We start from the raw sequence: 16,149 nt of genomic DNA, 5'->3' as shown, positions 1-16,149 counted from the left end.
TGCTCGTCCTGCCTCACAGATCGGCCGGGCTGGCCAGGCGCCCGGTGATAGCGGTGGCCGCGGCGACCGGCGGTGACACCAGGTGAGTGCGCCCGCCCTTGCCCTGCCGCCCTTCGAAGTTCCGGTTCGAGGTCGAGGCGCTGCGCTCGCCGGCGCCGAGCTGATCGGGATTCATCCCCAGGCACATCGAGCAACCTGCCTGGCGCCATTGCGCTCCGGCCGCGATGAACACCTCGTCCAGGCCCTCCCGTTCGGCTTGCTCGCGGACCCGCATGGAGCCGGGCACCACCAGCATCCGCACCCCGTCGGCTACCTTGCGACCACGCAACACGGCCGCGGTCGCCCGCAGGTCCTCGATCCGGCCGTTGGTGCACGAGCCGACGAACACCGTGTCCACCTTGATGTCGCGCAGCGGGGTGCCGGCCGCCAGGCCCATGTAGGCCAGGGCTTTCTCGGCCGAGACCCGGTCGGACTCCTCGGCGTACCCGGCCGGGTCGGGAACGCTTGCCGACAGTGGCGCTCCCTGGCCGGGGTTGGTTCCCCAGGTGACGAACGGGCTGATCTCGGCGGCGTCCAGGCGCACCTCCGCGTCGAACTCAGCGTCCGGATCGGTGGCCAGGCTTTTCCAGTACGCCACCGCGGCGTGCCAGTCGGCGCCGGCCGGGGCGTGCGGGCGGCCTCGCAGGTAGTCGAAGGTGATCTCGTCCGGTGCGATCATGCCGGCCCGGGCGCCCCATTCGATGCTCATGTTGCACACGGTCATCCGGCCTTCCATGCTCATCTGCCGAAAGACCTCGCCGCGGTACTCCACCATGTGCCCCTGGCCGCCACCGGTGCCGGTTTGGGCTATCACTGCCAGGATGACGTCCTTCGGGGTGACGCCGGGCTGCAGCCGGCCCTCGACCGTCACCGCCATGGTCTTGGGTCGCTCCAGCGGCAGCGTCTGGGTGGCCAGCACGTGCTCCACCTGGCTGGTCCCGATGCCGAACGCCAGCGCTCCGAACGCGCCATGGGTAGAGGTGTGCGAGTCGCCGCAGACGATGGTCATGCCGGGCTGGGTGATCCCGAGCTGCGGACCGATCACGTGCACGATGCCTTGATCGCGATGCCCCATCGGGTACAAGGTGACGCCGAACTCCTCGCAGTTGCGGCGCAGTGTCTCCACCTGGACGCGGCTGACCGGGTCAGCGATCGGGGCGAAGATGTCGGTGGTCGGGACGTTGTGATCCTCGGTCGCCAGAGTCAGTTCGGGCCGGCGCACCGGACGCCCGGCCAGCCGCAGGCCGTCGAAAGCCTGCGGGCTGGTGACCTCGTGGATGAGATGCATGTCGATGTAGAGCAGGTCAGGCTCACCGGCCGCGCTGTGCACCAGATGGCCTTCCCAGAGCTTCTCCGCCAGCGTCTTGGCCATGCCCACTCCCCGCGCACCCGGATGTGGCCGGGCCGTTGTGTCTCAGAATATGAGAAGATAGTATCGAACTATGGGACAGCATAGCGCGATCGGCGTGCTCGACAAGGCGGTGGCCATCCTCGCCGCCACGGCGACCGGTCCGGCCTCGCTTGCTGAACTCGTTGAACGCACGACGATTCCGCGAGCGACCGCGCACCGGTTGGCCGTCGCGCTCGAGGTGCACCGGCTACTGGTCCGCGACGCCGCCGGCCGGTTCGTGCCCGGCCCGCGGCTGGCCGAGCTCGCCGCGGCCGCGGCCGACCCGCTGCTCGAACGGGCGGGCGAGGTGCTGGCCTGGGTGCGCGACACGGCTGGTGAGAGTGCCCAGCTCTACCGCCGCGACGGCCTGGACCGGGTCTGCGTGGCAGCGGCCGAGCGAGCCGCCGGCCTGCGCACCACGGTGCCGCTGGGCGCCCGGCTGCCGCTCACCGCAGGCTCCGGCGCGCAGGTGCTCTGTGCCTGGGAACCGGCCGAGACAGTCGCCACGCTGCTGCGGGAGGCGGAGTTCACCGACCGGGTGCTGGCCGAAGTCCGCCGGCGCGGCTGGGCGCAGTCCGTCGGTCAGCGCGAGGCCGGCGTCGCGTCGGTGTCGGCGCCGGTCTTCGGCCGGGGCCGTCGGGTGGTCGCGGCGATCTCGATCTCCGGGCCGATCGAGCGGCTGGGTCGCTCGCCCGGTCCGCGATTCGCCCCGATCCTGACGGCTGCCGCTCAGCGCCTGCATGACCCGCGTCCCGACTCGCCACGGTCCTGACCAGCGACAAGCCGTGGCTCACGAAGTCTGACCCATCCCGGCCCACGCTCATCCGGCGTCCAACAGCCAGAAGCCGACCGGACAAGCCGACCGGACAAGCCGAAAGGGGCAGTCGCGTCGCGACTGCCCCTTTCGTCAGATCTCGGTGTGCCGGGGCTGACGGATCAGCAACCGGCCCGCCCGCTGGGTCAGCGAACGGCGGACCGACGGTTTCCGACGGCCTGCCAGATCAGCAGGGCGATGATCGCGCCGATGATCGAGCCGATGAGGCCGGACGGCTGGAAGGCGCCCTCGTCACCGTCCTTGCCGAAGAGCAGGTAGCCCAGGAAGCCGCCGATGAACGAGCCGACGATGCCCAGCAGGATGGTCGCGAAGATGCTCATCTGCTGGCGGCCGGGAACCAGCAGCCTGGCGAGCGCACCGGCGATAAGGCCGACGATGAGAAGGGTGATGATCAAACCGAACATGAGAACGCTCCTTTCGTGAATGACATTGTGATGACGTGGAACGAACCGTGCGGGTGGATAGCACCCAGGTACGGCAGGTCCCCGCCGGAATGCTCCGGCGGGGACGAGACGGAACTACTCAGTCCTTGAAAGCGTCCTTGACCTTTTCACCGGCTTGCTTGAGGTTGCCCTTGGTCTGGTCGACCTGGCCTTCAGCCTTCAAGTTGTCATCGCCGGTGGCGTCGCCTGCCCGCTCCTTGGCCATGCCGCCGACCTCTTCGGCCTTGTTCTTTGCTTTGTCCAGTGCACTCAATGGATTCTCCTCACCATCGACGGGATACCCAGCGGGCATCACCGGTTCTTGCAACGGCCAGGACGAAGGCTCTGGTTGGAGCATTCGCCCAGTGGCCGGGTCTGTGGACTCGCAGTCAGGACAGCACAGTCAGGACAGCACGGTCAAATACGGAGCAGCCGGCCCCTGGTCGTTCGCGGCGGCTTGGACAAGTCGTTCGAGCCGTTCGTGCGCGAGCCGTTCGGTCAGCTCGGGCAGCGCGCCGACCGGTGAACCCCGTAGATGCTGCCGGGACTCCCGGACCACCTCAACGATGGCGGTGAGGGACAATCGATCCTCGAATTCGCGGAACAAGCGCTCCACGATGTCGGCGAAGGAACGGTCGTGATAGTCGGGCTCGCCGTCCGGCGAGATTCGGGTATCCGGCAGTGTGGTCATGCGGACCTCAGTGATCAACCAAGAGGTGAAACGCAACCAGCGGCACCAGCCCTCGAGCCAGAGTGGCTCAGCGTGCCCCGCAAGCGACGTCGACCTGCTTTGAACGGGAATCGTTCACGGCTGGCTGTATAGCCGATCTAGGTATTCTAACCGGTGCTGGCTTGTTGTGGCGATAGAAATGTCGAACACCAGTCCGATTTGTAGTTGTAAACTGTGATTATCATAACTTGGTTGTAATCGCTACAGGATCGTGACGATTGCTTGCGTGATCTCTTCCGCGGGTCGGTCCGCGGCCACCTCCAGCAGCAGGCCGCGAGCCCGGTAGTGATCGATCAGCGGGCGGGTCTCGGCCTGGAACACCCGCAGCCGGTCACCGATCACCTCAGGGGTGTCATCGCTGCGCCCGGCCGCGCCGGCTCGTTCCAGCAAGCGCTCGACGAGCACGGGCTCCGGGACGGCGAGAAAGATCACCCGCTCGACACCGGCGTCGGACTCGGCAAGCACGCTCTCGGCTTTGACAGCCTGCGCCACTGATCTGGGAAAGCCGTCCAGAACGTAGCCGCCGGCTCCGGCCGCGGCGGCGAGCACCACGGGCAGCACCAGATCGAGGACCTGCTCGTCAGGCACCAGCTTTCCGGAATCAAGGCAACCGGCGATGAGCCGGCCGAGCTCCGTCCGGTCCCGGACCTGGGCACGCAGCAAGTCCCCCGAGGCGATGTGGGGCACCTGAAGACGCTCGGCCAGTCGAGCACCCTGGGTTCCCTTGCCCGAACCGGGCGCGCCCAGCATCACCAACCTCACAGCGGAGCTCCCCTCATCGCGGATTCAGCCTCATTGCCGACTCAGCCTCATTGCCGACTCAGCCCCTTTCTGCCGTTCGGGCTCAGGTTCATCCGAGCTGCCGTTCGGCTTCGGCGAGCAACCGGACCACCGAACTGCCCAACCGCACGTCGCAGGGATGGCTGGGCGCCGGTTTCTGGGCCGCGGCTGCCAGCTCGCGAGCCGCCGTCGCGAGCGCGTGGCTGGCATCGGCCGGGGATCGCGGCATCAGCGAGCGACCGGCCGGTCCCCACACCGTGAGACTCACCTCCGAAGCGGCTTCAGGGGTGTCGATGCTGACCGCGTAACTGCTGCTCACTCCCGACTCGTGCCGCATGATCAGGTGCACCAGGTCACGCCGGCCGGGCCGGGCCGTGATCTCGACGATCTTCCCGAGCGCCCCGGTCAGGATCGCCAGGGCGTGCGGGCCGACATCCCACAGGCCGCCCTTGTCATGGCGCCAGGGGGTGTCGAAGGGGCTGCCGGCCGCGAAGGCCGAGCCGAGCCAGAGCCCGGCCGCGCCGTCCCAGTCCGAGCGCCCCGCGATCTGCTCCAGCCACTGCCGCTGGCCGGCGTCGAAGCGGGCGGTGAAGAAGACCACCGAGGCCACGCCGGCCTCGGCCACCGCCTCGGCCAGCCGGTTAGCCTCAGCCACCGACACGGCGATCGGCTTCTCGAGCAACAGGTGCTTGCCCGCCCGGGCAGCCCGCAACGCCAGCTCGGCCTGCACCTGGGGCGGCACCGAGAAGGCGACCGCGTCCACCTCGGCGAACATCTGGTCCACCGCGTCATAGCCGGTGACGCCCAGCTCGGCGGCCAGGGCTGCTGTCTTGGCCTGGTCGCGGCCCCAGATTCCGCTGAGTTCGACGGCCGGTTCGCGGTTCAGGCCGGCCGCATGGGTGACCCGGGCCCAGTGACCGTTGCCGACCAGCCCCACTCGCATGCTCATCGCCGCTCCCCCGGTGAGCCGCCCGCCGCGCCGTGAGTCGACGCTCGCAGCTGGCATGTGACGTGAGATGGCCAGCAGCCGCCCAGTGCCTCAACTCTGCCATCAGTGGCTGACCGGCTTGAACGCAGCCGTTGACACGGCGCGCCGACGCCAGACTCCCGGTGCCAGACTCCTGCTGCGGACTCCCGGTGCCAGACTGGGGCCATGAGCATGTCCGGCCAGCATCCGTTCCTGCCGCCGGAGGCTGAGCGCAGCCCGATCCGGCGGCTGCGGGGCCGGTTGCCGTCACCGGTGACGCTGTGGACCGCGGGCTCCGGCGACGAGTGGTGCGGGTTGACGGTGTCCTCGCTGCTGGTCGCCGATGGCGAGCCGGGCTATGTCGCCGGCGTCCTGGACCCGCTGTCAGAGCTGTGGGACGGGCTGCGCGGCACCGGCGCCGCGGTGATCACGCTGCTCAGCTGGCAGCATCGTCAGCTGGCCGACGCCTTCGGCTACGTGGCGCCCGCGCCGGGCGGCCCGTTCCGGCTGGCCGAGTGGACCGAGACCGACTGGGGTCCGGCCCTGCGGGGCGCGGGCAGCTGGGCCGGGTGCCGGCTCAGCGACCGGCCACCGGTTCAGCTCGGCTGGGGGCTGCTGGTGCAGCTTGAGGTGGTGCACACCGAGTTCGGCGACGAGCAACCGCCGCTGATCCACCGCCGTGGCCGGTACCTCACGGCGGCCCCGGAACGCGGTGACCGCGCGCCTGAGCCGGCTGAGCCGTTCGGTTGACCGGCTGAGCCGGCCGGTTGACCGGCTGAGCCGTCCGACCAGGCCCGAGCGTTGAGCGGCTAGACCCGGGGCTTGTAGAAGGCCAGCAGGGCACGCCAGGTCTTGGCGTCGATGACGCCGTTGGCGGGCAGGCCGTGCCGAACCTTGAACCGGTTGACCGCGCCCACCGTGGCCAGGTCGTAGTGCCCGGTGACCGTCTTGTTGAAGGCGCGCTGGACGGCCGAGATCGGCCCGCCGCGCATGCCGGGGAACGTGGTGGCGCCAGAGAACGTCACCAGGCCCTTCATGACCGCCGAGGATCCGGCCGGGGGGCTGACCTGGGGGTAGCGGGGGCACCGGTTGGGGTTGTGGGTGCCGTAGTTGCCCGACCAGTTCAGGTCACTCGGACGGCAGGGCCCGTAGTCGGTGGCGGCGAAGACGTGCCGGCTCCAGAAGGACGTCCGGCCGATGGCGCCGTTCCAGGACAGCGAGAAGTGCACGTGGTTGCGGTGGCAGGAGCTGTCCAGCGCCGGCGACGGGGTGCTGGCGCAGTTGTGGTAGGGCTCCCACTTGCCGCCGCTCCAGGTGCTCCAGATCTTGTTGTTCCAGATCATGTACATGATGCCCATCCGGCGGGCGTTGGCGAACTTGTTGCCCCAGCGGTCGGTGCTGAGCAGGAAGGTCATCACCGAGGCGGCCTGGGCGGCCTGGGTCTTGTCGCGAACCGAGTTCATCCAGTCAAGGCCACGGGAGTCGTAGTGCTCGCTGGTGTCGGCGGTGCAGTCGCGCGGGTTGCCGAAGCTGGTGTTGGGATAGGTCTTGACCAGCAACTGGCCCAGGGCCAGGGTGCCCGGACGCCATACCGGCTGGCAGGCGACCTGCTCCACGTAGGCGGCCAGCGGCTCGATCGGGCTGAGCAGGCCGGCCGGCGCCTTCAGGCTCGGCACCGCGGCCGTGCCGGCCGGGGCGGAGGCCACCAGCACACCGCCGCTCAGCGCGGACGTCAGCAGCAGCGCGGCTGCAATCCGGACGGGTTTGGCCAGCAGACGGAACGGGGCGGTGCGGGGCATCGGCATCTCCACAGCAAGTCCGAGACCTCTATGCCCGGGTTCTTTGCCTATCGGCGGGGCTGGGCGGCACTGAAGGCCGCGACCACAACTGGTGGTACCCGGATGCGAAAGAGCCTCCAGATCTAGTCCGGAGGCTCTTGACTGGTAGCCCCGAAGGGATTCGAACCCTCGCTACCGCCGTGAGAGGGCGGCGTCCTAGGCCGCTAGACGACGGGGCCCTAGGTAGAACACGCTAACCGCTGTACTGCTTGCTGCAAAAACCGCTCTTCCAGCTTTCGCGCTGGGGTACCAGGACTCGAACCTAGACTAACTGAACCAGAATCAGTTGGGCTGCCAATTACCCCATACCCCACTACTGCCCGAACCTGTCGCCAAGCGGGCCGAGACGGAACTCTACCCGACGGCGAGCGCGCTATCGAAATCGGGCTTTGGGTCGGCCTGTCGCAGGGGCGCAGTGGGCCTACCGTGCGCGGACCGGGTTGGTGAGCTCGCCGAGGCCGTCGATCGCGATGGTGACCGTGTCGCCGTCGGTGATCGGTCCGACGCCGTCGGGGGTGCCGGTCAGGATCACGTCACCGGGAACCAGCGTCATCACGTGGGATATGAACGAGACGAGGGTGGCCACGTCGAAGATCATGTCGCTGGTGTTGCCGTCCTGCCTGGTCTGGCCGTTGACCAGGGCCCGGACCCGTGCCGCGCTCGGGTCGAAGCTGGTGTCGATCCAGGGCCCGATCGGGCAGAACGAGTCGTGGCTCTTGGCGCGGGTGAACTGGACGTCCGCGCGTTGCTGGTCGCGGGCGGTGACGTCGTTGGCGCAGGTGTATCCGAACACGGCGCCCAGCGCCTGCTCGCGCGGCAGGTCCTTGGCTACCCGGCCGATCACCAAGGCCAGTTCTGCCTCGTGCTCCACCTGGTCGGAGTCGATCGGCAGCCGGATCAGGTCGTGGGCGCCGATCACCGAGGTGGACGGCTTGAGAAAGATCAGCGGCCGCTCGGGAAGTTCATTGCCCAACTCGGCGGCGTGCGCGGCGTAGTTGCGGCCGACGGCGACCACCTTGCTGGGCAGGATCGGGGCCAGCAGCCGAACGTCGCCGATGGCGTAGCGCTCGCCGGTGAACTCGATCGGGCCCATCGGGTGGTCCTTGATGACGGCGACGGTGAGGGCCTCGAAGGGCGGGTTGGCGCCGGCCGTGGCCGGAGCTTCCACCACTCCCCACGCGATTCCGCCGGGGTGAACAAATCTCGCGATACGCACGGACCCGAGGCTACCGGTCGTCGGTCGGCGGTTGCGGCGTCGGTGCGACTGGGCATGGCGGATACTCGAAGGGTGAGCGAGGAACTGTACGCGATAGCGCCGGCCCGGCGGCGGCGGATGGCGCTGGTGTTGGCGCCTCTCGGCCTGGCGCTGCTGGTCGCCGCGATCCTGGTGGTCACGCTGGACGGCGTCGGCTGGAAGCTGGCCGGCTTGCTCGTCGCGGTGCTGGCCGTGGCGCTGCTCGGAGTGGCGTGGGGTCTGTGGCATTCGGTGTCATTGACCGAAGCCGCCGAGGCTGAGCGGCGACTGGACGAGGTGCTGGCCGCCGCCGCCCACTCCAGTGGCGTCACCTGTGGCTCGGCCGCTTCGCGAAGCGCAGCCCACGGCTCGGCCGGTTCGGATGGCTCGGTCAGCTCGCAAGGCGCCGCCAGTCCGGAAGGCTCGACCTGTGGCTCTACCGGCCTGGTTTGCAGCTCCAGCAGCGCGAACGGTGGCTGCGGCGCCATCTGCTTGACCCGCGCCCGCTGAGCAGACCCGCATTCGAACAATCCATTGTTCAACTGACAGGTCTGCACGCGGCCATCTGTCATACCGAATACCCGCGCGGCTAGGACGGGGGCTGTGTGTTCTCGGTCGTTGAGCACTGTGCGTAAAAGCCGGTTCAGCTGGGTGTGCTTGTCTCGCCGGAACTCACGGTAGGCATGGCGCGCTTTCGTAGGGCCACCACGAACATTGCGAGACTCCATAGGGCCATAACGGCAAGGAAAATGACCAACCACATATCCCAGCCCTGGACTAGGCCGAGGATCATAAGGGCCGATTCCAAGGCGAAGATCCCGCCTGCCAGTGCCAAGGTGTACTCCCTTATTAGCCGATAGGCAGGCATGCTATCGGCGTCTTAGGAACGTAGGGCTAAGGCGTTGCCGTTCTACGTGGCACGCGTGGGGCTGGCCTCGGTCATCTGGCAGCTCCAGCCGCCGCGTTCGAACTGGCGATAAGGCGCGACCGGTTCAGAAGACACGACCTGTGGCTCTACCGGTCTGGTCTGCGGCTCCCGCGGCACGGAAGGCGGCTGCGGGGTCAGCTGCTTGGCTCACTCCGGCATCCGGCGTACTCACGACAAGGCCGGCGGCCAGCGGTAGACGGTCCACTCGCGCCAGGTCGCGAATCCAACGGGCGGCTCACCGATAGGTTCGCTCCCGTCGAGTTCACCCGGCGTCGGGATGTCGATCTTGGCAGCCCATTCGACGAGTTCGTGGTCAGACATCGGCCAGGTCTGTGTGAGGCTTCGGCTTGGCGCTTGTCCAAGCGGTTCCGCTGTTCGGCGACCGTGAGCTCGAAGTAGCAGATCACGACAGCCGCACCCGCGTCTGCTGCGGCTTGTCGCAGGGCGGACCGTTCGTCCCGACCCCACAGGCCGTAGTCGATGACGACGTTGATGCCCAGTCGCAGGGCACGCATCCCGATCTGGATCAGCCGGCCCTCGATCACATCCGACGCCGCAACCGGGTTGTCGCGGCCGTAAAGGGCCTTCATCCACTCATCTTTGGTGAGGCGAAGGGCTCCTTGCTCTTCCTCGATCCGTCGTGCGGCGGTCGTCTTACCGATCCCCGGAAGCCCGACGATCAAGTACAGAGTTGGCTGCTTCATAGGGCCTCGTGTGGTTGAAGAATGCGTTGGCTGGCACACGGCACTTACCCGCTGCCGCCTTGCGCTACCGGCGTCGCTGCCCAGCTGGCGAGCAGGCCCAGCCGCTCGTCGGTGCCGGTCCCGGGCTCGGGGGTGTAGACGGTGAGCGACAATCCGGGGTCACCCGGCAGGGGAATGGTGTTGAAGGCGAGGTGGAGTTCGCCGACCACGGGGTGGCGGAACAGCTTGGAGCCCGTCACGTGGACGTGGACGTTGTGCGCGGCCCAACGAGTGCGAAAGGCGTCGCTTCGCGTGGCGAGCTCGCCGACGAGGTCGGTGAGTGCCCGGCTGTGCGGATCGCGCCCGGCTTCGGTGCGCAGCAGGGCGGCGACCGTGTCAGCGGCCTGCTCCCAGTTCGGGTAGAACTCTCGGGCCCTGGGGTCGAGGAAGCAGTAGCGGGCGAAGTTCGCCGGCTTGACGGGGCTGTCGAGGACCTCGGCGTAGAAGGCGCGGGCGAGGGCGTTGGCGCCGATGAGGTCGAGCCGGCCGTTGTTGATGAACGCCGGAACGGTGCTCATCGCGTCGAGCATGTGTTGCAGGCTGGGCCGAAGCTCCCGCGCCTGCTTGCGTCGCCGGAGCGGTTGCGCGCCGCCGCGGGCAGCCTGGGCCAGGTCGAGAAGGTGCGCCCGCTCGGCGTCGTCGAGGTGCAGCGCGCGGGCGATCGCTTCCAGGACGCTGTCGGAGGCGCTGCCCAGGTTTCCCTTCTCCAGCCGCGTGTAGTAATCGGTGCTGACCCCGGCGAGCTGGGCGACCTCTTCGCGGCGCAGGCCCGGGACGCGCCTGCGCCGGCTGTAGAGCGGCACTCCCGCCTGCTCCGGCGTGATCTTGGCCCGCCTGGTCGTCAGGAAGTCACGCACCTCAACCCGATTGTCCATGTCGTCCACGCTACGGCGACCTGGCGCGTCGAGGGGGGTCCTGCCAAGACCTGGATAGACCGGCCCTGTCGGGCCGCAGTCGTGGGGAGTTGAGTGGTTCTTGCCAGCAAGTCCCACCCATGGAATGGAGAACAAGACATGCTTGGTGTGGTCATGCACGCTCCCGGCGAAGTCCGTGTCGAGGAGCGCGAGGACCCGCAGATCATCGAGCCCACGGACGCGATCATCCGGCTGTCGGCGACCTGCATCTGCGGGTCGGACCTGTGGCCCTACCGCGGCGTTGAGCCGGTCGAGCACACTCCGATGGGGCACGAGTACGTCGGCATCGTCGAGCAGGTCGGCGAGCAGGTGAAGACCGTCGCCGTCGGCGACTTCGTGGTCGGCTCGTTCGTGATCTCGGACAACACCTGCGAGATCTGCCAGGCCGGGTTCCAGTCCAAATGCGTGCACGCCGAGTTCGTGGCGGCAACGAGTGGCACCCAGGCGCAGAAGGCCCGCATTCCGCATGCGGACGGGACGCTGGTCGCCACGCCGGGACAGCCGGACCCGGATCTGATTCCGTCGCTGCTGGCGGCCTCCGACGTGCTCGGCACCGGGTGGTTCGCCGCGGTGGCCGCCGAGGCCGGCCCCGGCAAGACGGTCGCGGTCGTCGGTGACGGCGCGGTGGGCCTCATGGCGATTCTCGCGGCCAAGCAGCTCGGCGCGGAGCGGATCATCGCCATGTCGCGGCACGCCGACCGGCAGGCGCTGGCCCGCTTCTACGGCGCGACGGACATCGTTGAGGAGCGCGGCGACGCGGGCGTGGCGAAGATCAAGGAGCTCACCGGTGGTCTCGGGGCGCACTCGGTGGTGGAGGCCGTGGGCACCCAGGAGTCCTTCATGCAGGCCATTGGCGCCACCCGCGGGGGTGGCCACCTCGGCTACGTCGGCGTCAACCATGACGTGAAGATTCCGGGCATCGAGCTGTTCTTCGCCGGCATCCACACCCTGGGCGGACCGGCGCCGGTGCGCCGGTTCCTGCCCGAGCTGATCCAGATGATCTGGGATCGGAAGATCGACCCCGGCAGGGTGTTCGACCTGGAGCTACCGCTGGAGCGGGTGGCTGAGGGTTACCGGGCCATGGACGAGCGCCGCGCCGTCAAGGTGCTGCTGCGTCCCTGATCGACTGCGTCCTGATCACCTGCATCCCTGATCAACCCGGTGGATCTTCGGACAGCCCTAGCTGGCTAGTGCCTGTCGATGCGGTGATTACGCCTGGGCGTCCGGGTGGGGTCGATCCAGGTGGGCGGGATCCAGTGAGGCCGGCCGTCAGACATCTGACAGCTCCAGCCGCCGCGTTCGAACTCGCGATGGTGGTACCCGCACACCAGGGTGAGGTTGTCCAGGTCGGTGCTTCCGCCGTCGGCCCAGGCCACCAGGTGGTGACGCTGGCACCACTCGGGTGGCTTGTCGCAGTCTGGAAAGGTGCAGCCCCGATCCCTGGCAATCAGGGCAATGGTCTGGCTTCGGGTCGCGATTCGCTTCGTCCGGCCATGGCTCAACACCACTCCCCTGGCATCACGTAGCAGCAAGCTGATCGATGCCTCGTCGGCGAGCTTCAGCGCTTGGCTCACGGTGATCAGCTGGCCGAAGCTGGTCTCGGCCCAACCGGCGCGGCTTTCCAGCTGGTCGGCCGTCATGCTGATGATCACCTGAGCCGGCGCTCCGGAGTCGGCCAGCTCGGTGCGACGGACCGCGAGTCCTGCCAGCTCTTCCAGCGCGTCGTGCATCCGCTGGCCATGGCTGCGGGAATCGGCGAGGAGCGACGAGGGCTGGTCAGCCGCATCAGCAGCCGGTCGCGGCGCCGAACGGGGAGTCAGCCAGGACAGCAACAGCGCACCGCACGCCGGCGTCAACCGCCCAGCCGCGCGGTAACCGCCATTGGCCTCGGGGATCAGCGCGAACGTCCGGTGCCGGGCGTGCTCCTCATCAGAGGCGAGCACGCCGTCCGGGTTCAGGTGGGCCAGGATCCGCTGCCCCAGCACGCCGACCTGGCGAGGCCGCAGCTGCGCCGCCGCCCTCACCAACTGCCGCTCCGCGCTCGAGACCTCGGACGGGTCGACCGAGCCGGGCAGCTCGTCCAGTGTCGCCGCGATCACCCGCGCATGTTCGGGTGACACCATTCCGGCAGCTTGGGCAGCCGCCACCTCGGGCAACAGCGTCTCAAGTTGCTCACCGGTCAGCCCCCATCGCGGCCCGCACACCTGCGACGCGGCCACTCGCTGGCCAGCCTCGCGCGGCGACAGCCGCAACGCCGCCTGCAGCAGCGCCGAGGTGGACCCCAGGACCAACCGCCCGGCCAGCGCGCGCCGCCCGAGTTCGGCGACAAGGGCGTGATCGACCACCGCGAGCCGGCGCCGGAGCACCTCGAATTCTCGTAGCTCGGCCAGCACGTCGGCATCGGTCAGCTTGCCGAGCAGCCCGGCCGAGACATCGCCGAGATAGGACGACAGCTCACCCGCGACATCGGCAAGTGCCGCCGATGCCACCCCGTCAGTCAGCTTGTCCATGTATCAGACACTACGGGGAGGGTCTGACAATAGTGCTGGTACATAAAGGGATTGTGTTTCAGCAGGGAAGCCGACCCCCAGCCGACCCCCAGCCGACCCCCAGCCGACCTCAGTCTCAGCGCTCCAGCAGGCCGAACCGCACGGCGTCAGCCAATGCCAGCCAGGACGCCTCGACGATATTGGGATGCACCCCGACCGTCGTCCACTCCTCGGCCTTGTCAGAGGTCTCGATGAGCACCCGGGTAGTCGCGTCGGTGCCGTGCTTGCCCGGCAGGATGCGGACCTTGTAGTCCGACAACTCCAGGCCCGCCAGCCTCGGAAAGACTTCCTCCAACGCTGAGCGAAGCGCCAGGTCCAGGGCGTTGACCGGGCCGTTGCCCTCCGCGGTGGTGATCATCCGGCGGTCGCCGGCATGCACCTTGACCGTCGCCTCGGTCATCACGCTGCCGTCTTCCCGGCGGTCGATGATCACCCGATAGGACTCGACGGTGAACTGGGTGGGCGCGGTGTGCAATTCCTCGCGGACCAGCAACTCGAACGAGGCGTCCGCGGCTTCGTAGGACCATCCGGCCGATTCGCGCTCCTTGACCCGTTCCACCACCTTGCCGACCACGTCCGCCCGGCTGCTGACGTCCACGCCAAGCTCCGCCGACTTCAACTCGACCGAGGCCCGGCCGGCCATCTCGGTGATCAGGATCCGCTGGCTGTTGCCGACCCGCTCCGGCTCCAGGTGGTTGTACAGCTCCGGACCGGCCTTGATCGCCGAGGCGTGCAGGCCGGCCTTGTGCGCGAAGGCGGAACTGCCGACATAGGGAGCGTGGGTGTCCGGCGCCAGGTTGGCGATCTCGGCGATCGCGTGCGACACCCGAACGCTCTCAGCGATCGCGCCCGGCGGCAGCACGTCCAGGCCCATCTTGAACACCAGGCCCCCGATCACCGAGAAGAGGTCGGCGTTGCCGGCCCGCTCGCCGTAGCCGTTGGCGGTGCCCTGCACGTGAGTCGCCCCGGCAGCCACCGCGGCGAGGGTGTTGGCGACCGCGCAGCCGGTGTCGTCCTGGGTGTGGATGCCCAGCCGGATGCCGGTGCGAGCCGACACCGCCGACACCACCTCGGCGATGCCCATCGGCAGCATGCCGCCGTTGGTGTCGCACAGCACCCCTACGTCCGCACCCGCCGCCGCGGCGGCCTCGAGCACCCGCAGCCCGTAGTCCCGGTCATGGGAGTAGCCGTCGAAGAAGTGCTCGCAGTCGAGGAACACCCGGCGACCGGCCGCTGTCAGGTAGCCGACGGTGTCCGACACCATCGCCAGGTTCTCCTGCCGGCTGGTGCGCAGGGCGCGTTCGACGTGCCAGACATCGGACTTGGCCACCAGCGTGATGACCGGGGCGCCGCTGTCGAGCAGGGCCCGCACCTGGGAATCCTCGGCCACCGCGACGCCGGGCTTGCGGGTGGCGCCGAAGGCCACCAGGGTGGCGTGCCGCAGCAGCAACTCACCTCCGGCGGCCCGGGTGAAGAACTCGGTGTCCTTGGGAACCGCGCCGGGCCAACCGCCCTCGATGAAGCCGACTCCCAGCGAGTCGAGCAGCCGGGCTATCGCCAGCTTGTCCGTCACCGAATAGCTGATGCCCTCACGTTGGGCGCCGTCGCGCAGGGTGGTGTCGAAGACGTGGAAGTCGTCGCTGAGCATGGCGGTCTCTTTTCCGGACAGGGGATGCGTCGCTGGGTCGGGCGCGGCTGGGATCAGTGCGCGACCGGATATCAGGCGCGCGAGGATCAGGGTGCGGTGGCGGACGCGATCCGCTCGCCGATCTCATCGGTGCTGCCCGGCCCGGCCGGATCGCGGGCGCTCAGATCGGCGGCCACCGCCGCCTCCACCCGGGCCGCCGCCTCGTCCTGGCCGAGGTGACTGAGCAACATCGCGACTGACAGGATCGCCGCGGTCGGATCGGCCTTGGCCTGACCGGCGATGTCAGGAGCCGAGCCGTGCACCGGCTCGAACATCGACGGGCTGGTCCTGGCCGGGTTGATGTTCCCGCTTGCGGCCAAGCCGATTCCGCCCGCGATGGCCGCCGCCAGATCGGTGAGGATGTCACCGAACAGGTTGTCGGTGACGATCACGTCATAACGTCCGGGATCGGTCACCAGGTAGATCGTCGCCGCGTCCACGTGGTGGTAGGCGACGGTGACCTGCGGGTACTCCTCAGCCACCTGCCGCACCGTCCGGAACCACAGATCACCGGCGTGCACCAGCACATTGTTCTTGTGCACCAGGGTCAGGTGCTTGCGTGGCCGCCGGGTGGCGCCTTCGAACGCGGCCCGCACCACTCGCCCGACGCCGAAGGCGGTGTTGATGCTCACCTCGGTCGCGATCTCGTGCGGGCTGTGCTTGCGCAAGGCGCCGCCGTTGCCGGCGTAGGGCCCCTCGGTGCCCTCCCGGTAGACCACGAAGTCGATGTCGGGCCGGCCGGCCAGCGGGGTGCTGACGCCTGGGTACAGCTTGGCCGGGCGCAGGTTGACGTAGTGATCGAGTTCGAACCGCAACCGCAACAGCAAACCGCGCTCGAGCACCCCGGACGGCACGGACGGGTCGCCGACCGCGCCGAGCAGGATCGCGTCGTGCTGGCGCAGCTCGGCGAGCACCGAGTCCGGCAGTGCCTCGCCGGTGCGGTGCCACAGGATCGCGCCCAGGTCGAACCGGGTCTTCTCGACACCAGGCAGCACCGCGTCCAGCACCTTCAGCGCCTGCGCGATGACCTCGCCGCCGATCCCGTCACCGGGGACCACAGCCAATTTCATGGATCTACCCTGTTTCGCTCGTA

At 68.6% G+C, this 16,149-nt stretch carries 17 protein-coding genes and 2 tRNA genes; 4 read left to right on the top strand and 15 right to left on the bottom strand.

Going from position 1 to position 16,149, the window contains the following annotated elements:
* Window positions 1–13: 13 nt before the first annotated feature.
* Window positions 14–1,411: a 3-isopropylmalate dehydratase large subunit gene (leuC, locus tag VF557_19105; protein HEX8082323.1), complete on the bottom strand. Its 1,398-nt coding sequence runs from the start codon at window positions 1,409–1,411 to the stop codon at window positions 14–16.
* A gap of 70 nt (window positions 1,412–1,481) precedes the next feature.
* On the opposite strand from leuC, the gene VF557_19100 reads away from it, so the two are divergent.
* On the top strand, window positions 1,482–2,201 hold the full coding sequence (locus VF557_19100; protein HEX8082322.1) for an IclR family transcriptional regulator: 720 nt from the start codon (window positions 1,482–1,484) through the stop codon (window positions 2,199–2,201).
* Window positions 2,202–2,389: 188 nt separating this feature from the next.
* Here the strand turns inward: VF557_19100 and VF557_19095 are convergent, their stop codons facing one another.
* The 5 genes from VF557_19095 to VF557_19075 all read right to left on the bottom strand — a co-directional run bounded on the left by VF557_19095 (window position 2,390) and on the right by VF557_19075 (window position 5,145).
* Window positions 2,390–2,668: a GlsB/YeaQ/YmgE family stress response membrane protein gene (locus VF557_19095; GenBank protein HEX8082321.1), complete on the bottom strand. Its 279-nt coding sequence runs from the start codon at window positions 2,666–2,668 to the stop codon at window positions 2,390–2,392.
* Window positions 2,669–2,786: 118 nt separating this feature from the next.
* Entirely contained in the window at window positions 2,787–3,044 is a 258-nt protein-coding gene (locus VF557_19090; GenBank protein HEX8082320.1) for a CsbD family protein, read from the bottom strand.
* A 45-nt stretch (window positions 3,045–3,089) separates the two neighbouring features.
* Window positions 3,090–3,377: a hypothetical protein gene (locus VF557_19085; protein HEX8082319.1), complete on the bottom strand. Its 288-nt coding sequence runs from the start codon at window positions 3,375–3,377 to the stop codon at window positions 3,090–3,092.
* 240 nt (window positions 3,378–3,617) lie between these two features.
* A complete protein-coding gene (locus VF557_19080; protein HEX8082318.1) occupies window positions 3,618–4,178 on the bottom strand; it encodes an adenylate kinase in 561 nt (186 codons plus the stop codon).
* 88 nt (window positions 4,179–4,266) lie between these two features.
* Entirely contained in the window at window positions 4,267–5,145 is an 879-nt protein-coding gene (locus VF557_19075) for a Gfo/Idh/MocA family oxidoreductase (GenBank protein HEX8082317.1), read from the bottom strand.
* Window positions 5,146–5,349: 204 nt separating this feature from the next.
* Between VF557_19075 and VF557_19070 the strand changes: the two genes are divergently transcribed.
* Window positions 5,350–5,913, top strand: a complete 564-nt coding sequence (locus tag VF557_19070; GenBank protein ID HEX8082316.1) for a flavin reductase family protein — start codon at window positions 5,350–5,352, stop codon at window positions 5,911–5,913.
* Window positions 5,914–5,972: 59 nt separating this feature from the next.
* Here VF557_19070 and VF557_19065 read toward each other — a convergent pair whose 3' ends face one another.
* The 4 genes from VF557_19065 to VF557_19050 all read right to left on the bottom strand — a co-directional run bounded on the left by VF557_19065 (window position 5,973) and on the right by VF557_19050 (window position 8,217).
* Complete coding sequence (locus VF557_19065; GenBank protein HEX8082315.1) at window positions 5,973–6,962, bottom strand: peptidoglycan-binding domain-containing protein; 990 nt, start codon at window positions 6,960–6,962, stop codon at window positions 5,973–5,975.
* 142 nt (window positions 6,963–7,104) lie between these two features.
* Window positions 7,105–7,180 (bottom strand) — tRNA-Glu (locus VF557_19060).
* 62 nt (window positions 7,181–7,242) lie between these two features.
* Window positions 7,243–7,314: transfer RNA gene (locus tag VF557_19055), tRNA-Gln, on the bottom strand.
* 108 nt (window positions 7,315–7,422) lie between these two features.
* A complete protein-coding gene (locus VF557_19050; GenBank protein ID HEX8082314.1) occupies window positions 7,423–8,217 on the bottom strand; it encodes a fumarylacetoacetate hydrolase family protein in 795 nt (264 codons plus the stop codon).
* Between the two features lie 72 nt (window positions 8,218–8,289).
* Between VF557_19050 and VF557_19045 the strand changes: the two genes are divergently transcribed.
* Window positions 8,290–8,745 carry a hypothetical protein gene (locus tag VF557_19045; GenBank protein ID HEX8082313.1) on the top strand — a complete coding sequence of 152 codons (456 nt, stop codon included), beginning with the start codon at window positions 8,290–8,292 and terminating at the stop codon, window positions 8,743–8,745.
* 586 nt (window positions 8,746–9,331) lie between these two features.
* Here VF557_19045 and VF557_19040 read toward each other — a convergent pair.
* Together VF557_19040 and VF557_19035 are read right to left on the bottom strand one after the other, a co-directional pair.
* The gene (locus VF557_19040; protein HEX8082312.1) at window positions 9,332–9,484 is read right to left on the bottom strand and encodes a hypothetical protein; all 153 of its coding nucleotides are present in this window, start codon (window positions 9,482–9,484) and stop codon (window positions 9,332–9,334) included.
* A gap of 427 nt (window positions 9,485–9,911) precedes the next feature.
* Window positions 9,912–10,781: a helix-turn-helix transcriptional regulator gene (locus VF557_19035; protein HEX8082311.1), complete on the bottom strand. Its 870-nt coding sequence runs from the start codon at window positions 10,779–10,781 to the stop codon at window positions 9,912–9,914.
* A 138-nt stretch (window positions 10,782–10,919) separates the two neighbouring features.
* Between VF557_19035 and VF557_19030 the strand changes: the two genes are divergently transcribed.
* Entirely contained in the window at window positions 10,920–11,942 is a 1,023-nt protein-coding gene (locus VF557_19030; GenBank protein ID HEX8082310.1) for a zinc-dependent alcohol dehydrogenase family protein, read from the top strand.
* A 65-nt stretch (window positions 11,943–12,007) separates the two neighbouring features.
* Here the strand turns inward: VF557_19030 and VF557_19025 are convergent, their stop codons facing one another.
* The 3 genes from VF557_19025 to VF557_19015 form a co-directional block, all read right to left on the bottom strand.
* On the bottom strand, window positions 12,008–13,330 hold the full coding sequence (locus VF557_19025) for a DUF222 domain-containing protein (GenBank protein HEX8082309.1): 1,323 nt from the start codon (window positions 13,328–13,330) through the stop codon (window positions 12,008–12,010).
* Window positions 13,331–13,445: 115 nt separating this feature from the next.
* Window positions 13,446–15,017 (bottom strand): citramalate synthase, encoded by a 1,572-nt coding sequence (cimA, locus tag VF557_19020; GenBank protein ID HEX8082308.1) that lies wholly within the window; start codon window positions 15,015–15,017, stop codon window positions 13,446–13,448.
* 86 nt (window positions 15,018–15,103) lie between these two features.
* Window positions 15,104–16,126, bottom strand: coding sequence for a 3-isopropylmalate dehydrogenase (locus VF557_19015; GenBank protein ID HEX8082307.1), 1,023 nt, complete (start codon window positions 16,124–16,126; stop codon window positions 15,104–15,106).
* Window positions 16,127–16,149 lie beyond the last annotated feature (23 nt).

The organism is Jatrophihabitans sp. (genome assembly GCA_036389035.1).
Lineage (GTDB): Bacteria > Actinomycetota > Actinomycetes > Mycobacteriales > Jatrophihabitantaceae > Jatrophihabitans_A.
This window is presented reverse-complemented; position numbering and strand designations above follow the sequence as displayed.

Excerpts from the sequence above, each read along its gene's own strand:
- leuC (HEX8082323.1), bottom strand. The coding sequence starts at position 1,411 with ATGGCCAAGACGCTGGCGGAGAAGCTCTGGGAAGGCCATCTGGTGCAC.
- VF557_19100 (HEX8082322.1), top strand. The coding sequence starts at position 1,482 with ATGGGACAGCATAGCGCGATCGGCGTGCTCGACAAGGCGGTGGCCATC.
- VF557_19095 (HEX8082321.1), bottom strand. The coding sequence starts at position 2,668 with ATGTTCGGTTTGATCATCACCCTTCTCATCGTCGGCCTTATCGCCGGT.
- VF557_19090 (HEX8082320.1), bottom strand. The coding sequence starts at position 3,044 with ATGCTCCAACCAGAGCCTTCGTCCTGGCCGTTGCAAGAACCGGTGATG.
- VF557_19085 (HEX8082319.1), bottom strand. The coding sequence starts at position 3,377 with ATGACCACACTGCCGGATACCCGAATCTCGCCGGACGGCGAGCCCGAC.
- VF557_19075 (HEX8082317.1), bottom strand. The coding sequence starts at position 5,145 with ATGAGCATGCGAGTGGGGCTGGTCGGCAACGGTCACTGGGCCCGGGTC.
- VF557_19070 (HEX8082316.1), top strand. The coding sequence starts at position 5,350 with ATGAGCATGTCCGGCCAGCATCCGTTCCTGCCGCCGGAGGCTGAGCGC.
- VF557_19065 (HEX8082315.1), bottom strand. The coding sequence starts at position 6,962 with ATGCCCCGCACCGCCCCGTTCCGTCTGCTGGCCAAACCCGTCCGGATT.
- VF557_19040 (HEX8082312.1), bottom strand. The coding sequence starts at position 9,484 with ATGTCTGACCACGAACTCGTCGAATGGGCTGCCAAGATCGACATCCCG.
- VF557_19035 (HEX8082311.1), bottom strand. The coding sequence starts at position 10,781 with ATGGACAATCGGGTTGAGGTGCGTGACTTCCTGACGACCAGGCGGGCC.
- VF557_19030 (HEX8082310.1), top strand. The coding sequence starts at position 10,920 with ATGCTTGGTGTGGTCATGCACGCTCCCGGCGAAGTCCGTGTCGAGGAG.
- VF557_19025 (HEX8082309.1), bottom strand. The coding sequence starts at position 13,330 with ATGGACAAGCTGACTGACGGGGTGGCATCGGCGGCACTTGCCGATGTC.
- cimA (HEX8082308.1), bottom strand. The coding sequence starts at position 15,017 with ATGCTCAGCGACGACTTCCACGTCTTCGACACCACCCTGCGCGACGGC.
- VF557_19015 (HEX8082307.1), bottom strand. The coding sequence starts at position 16,126 with ATGAAATTGGCTGTGGTCCCCGGTGACGGGATCGGCGGCGAGGTCATC.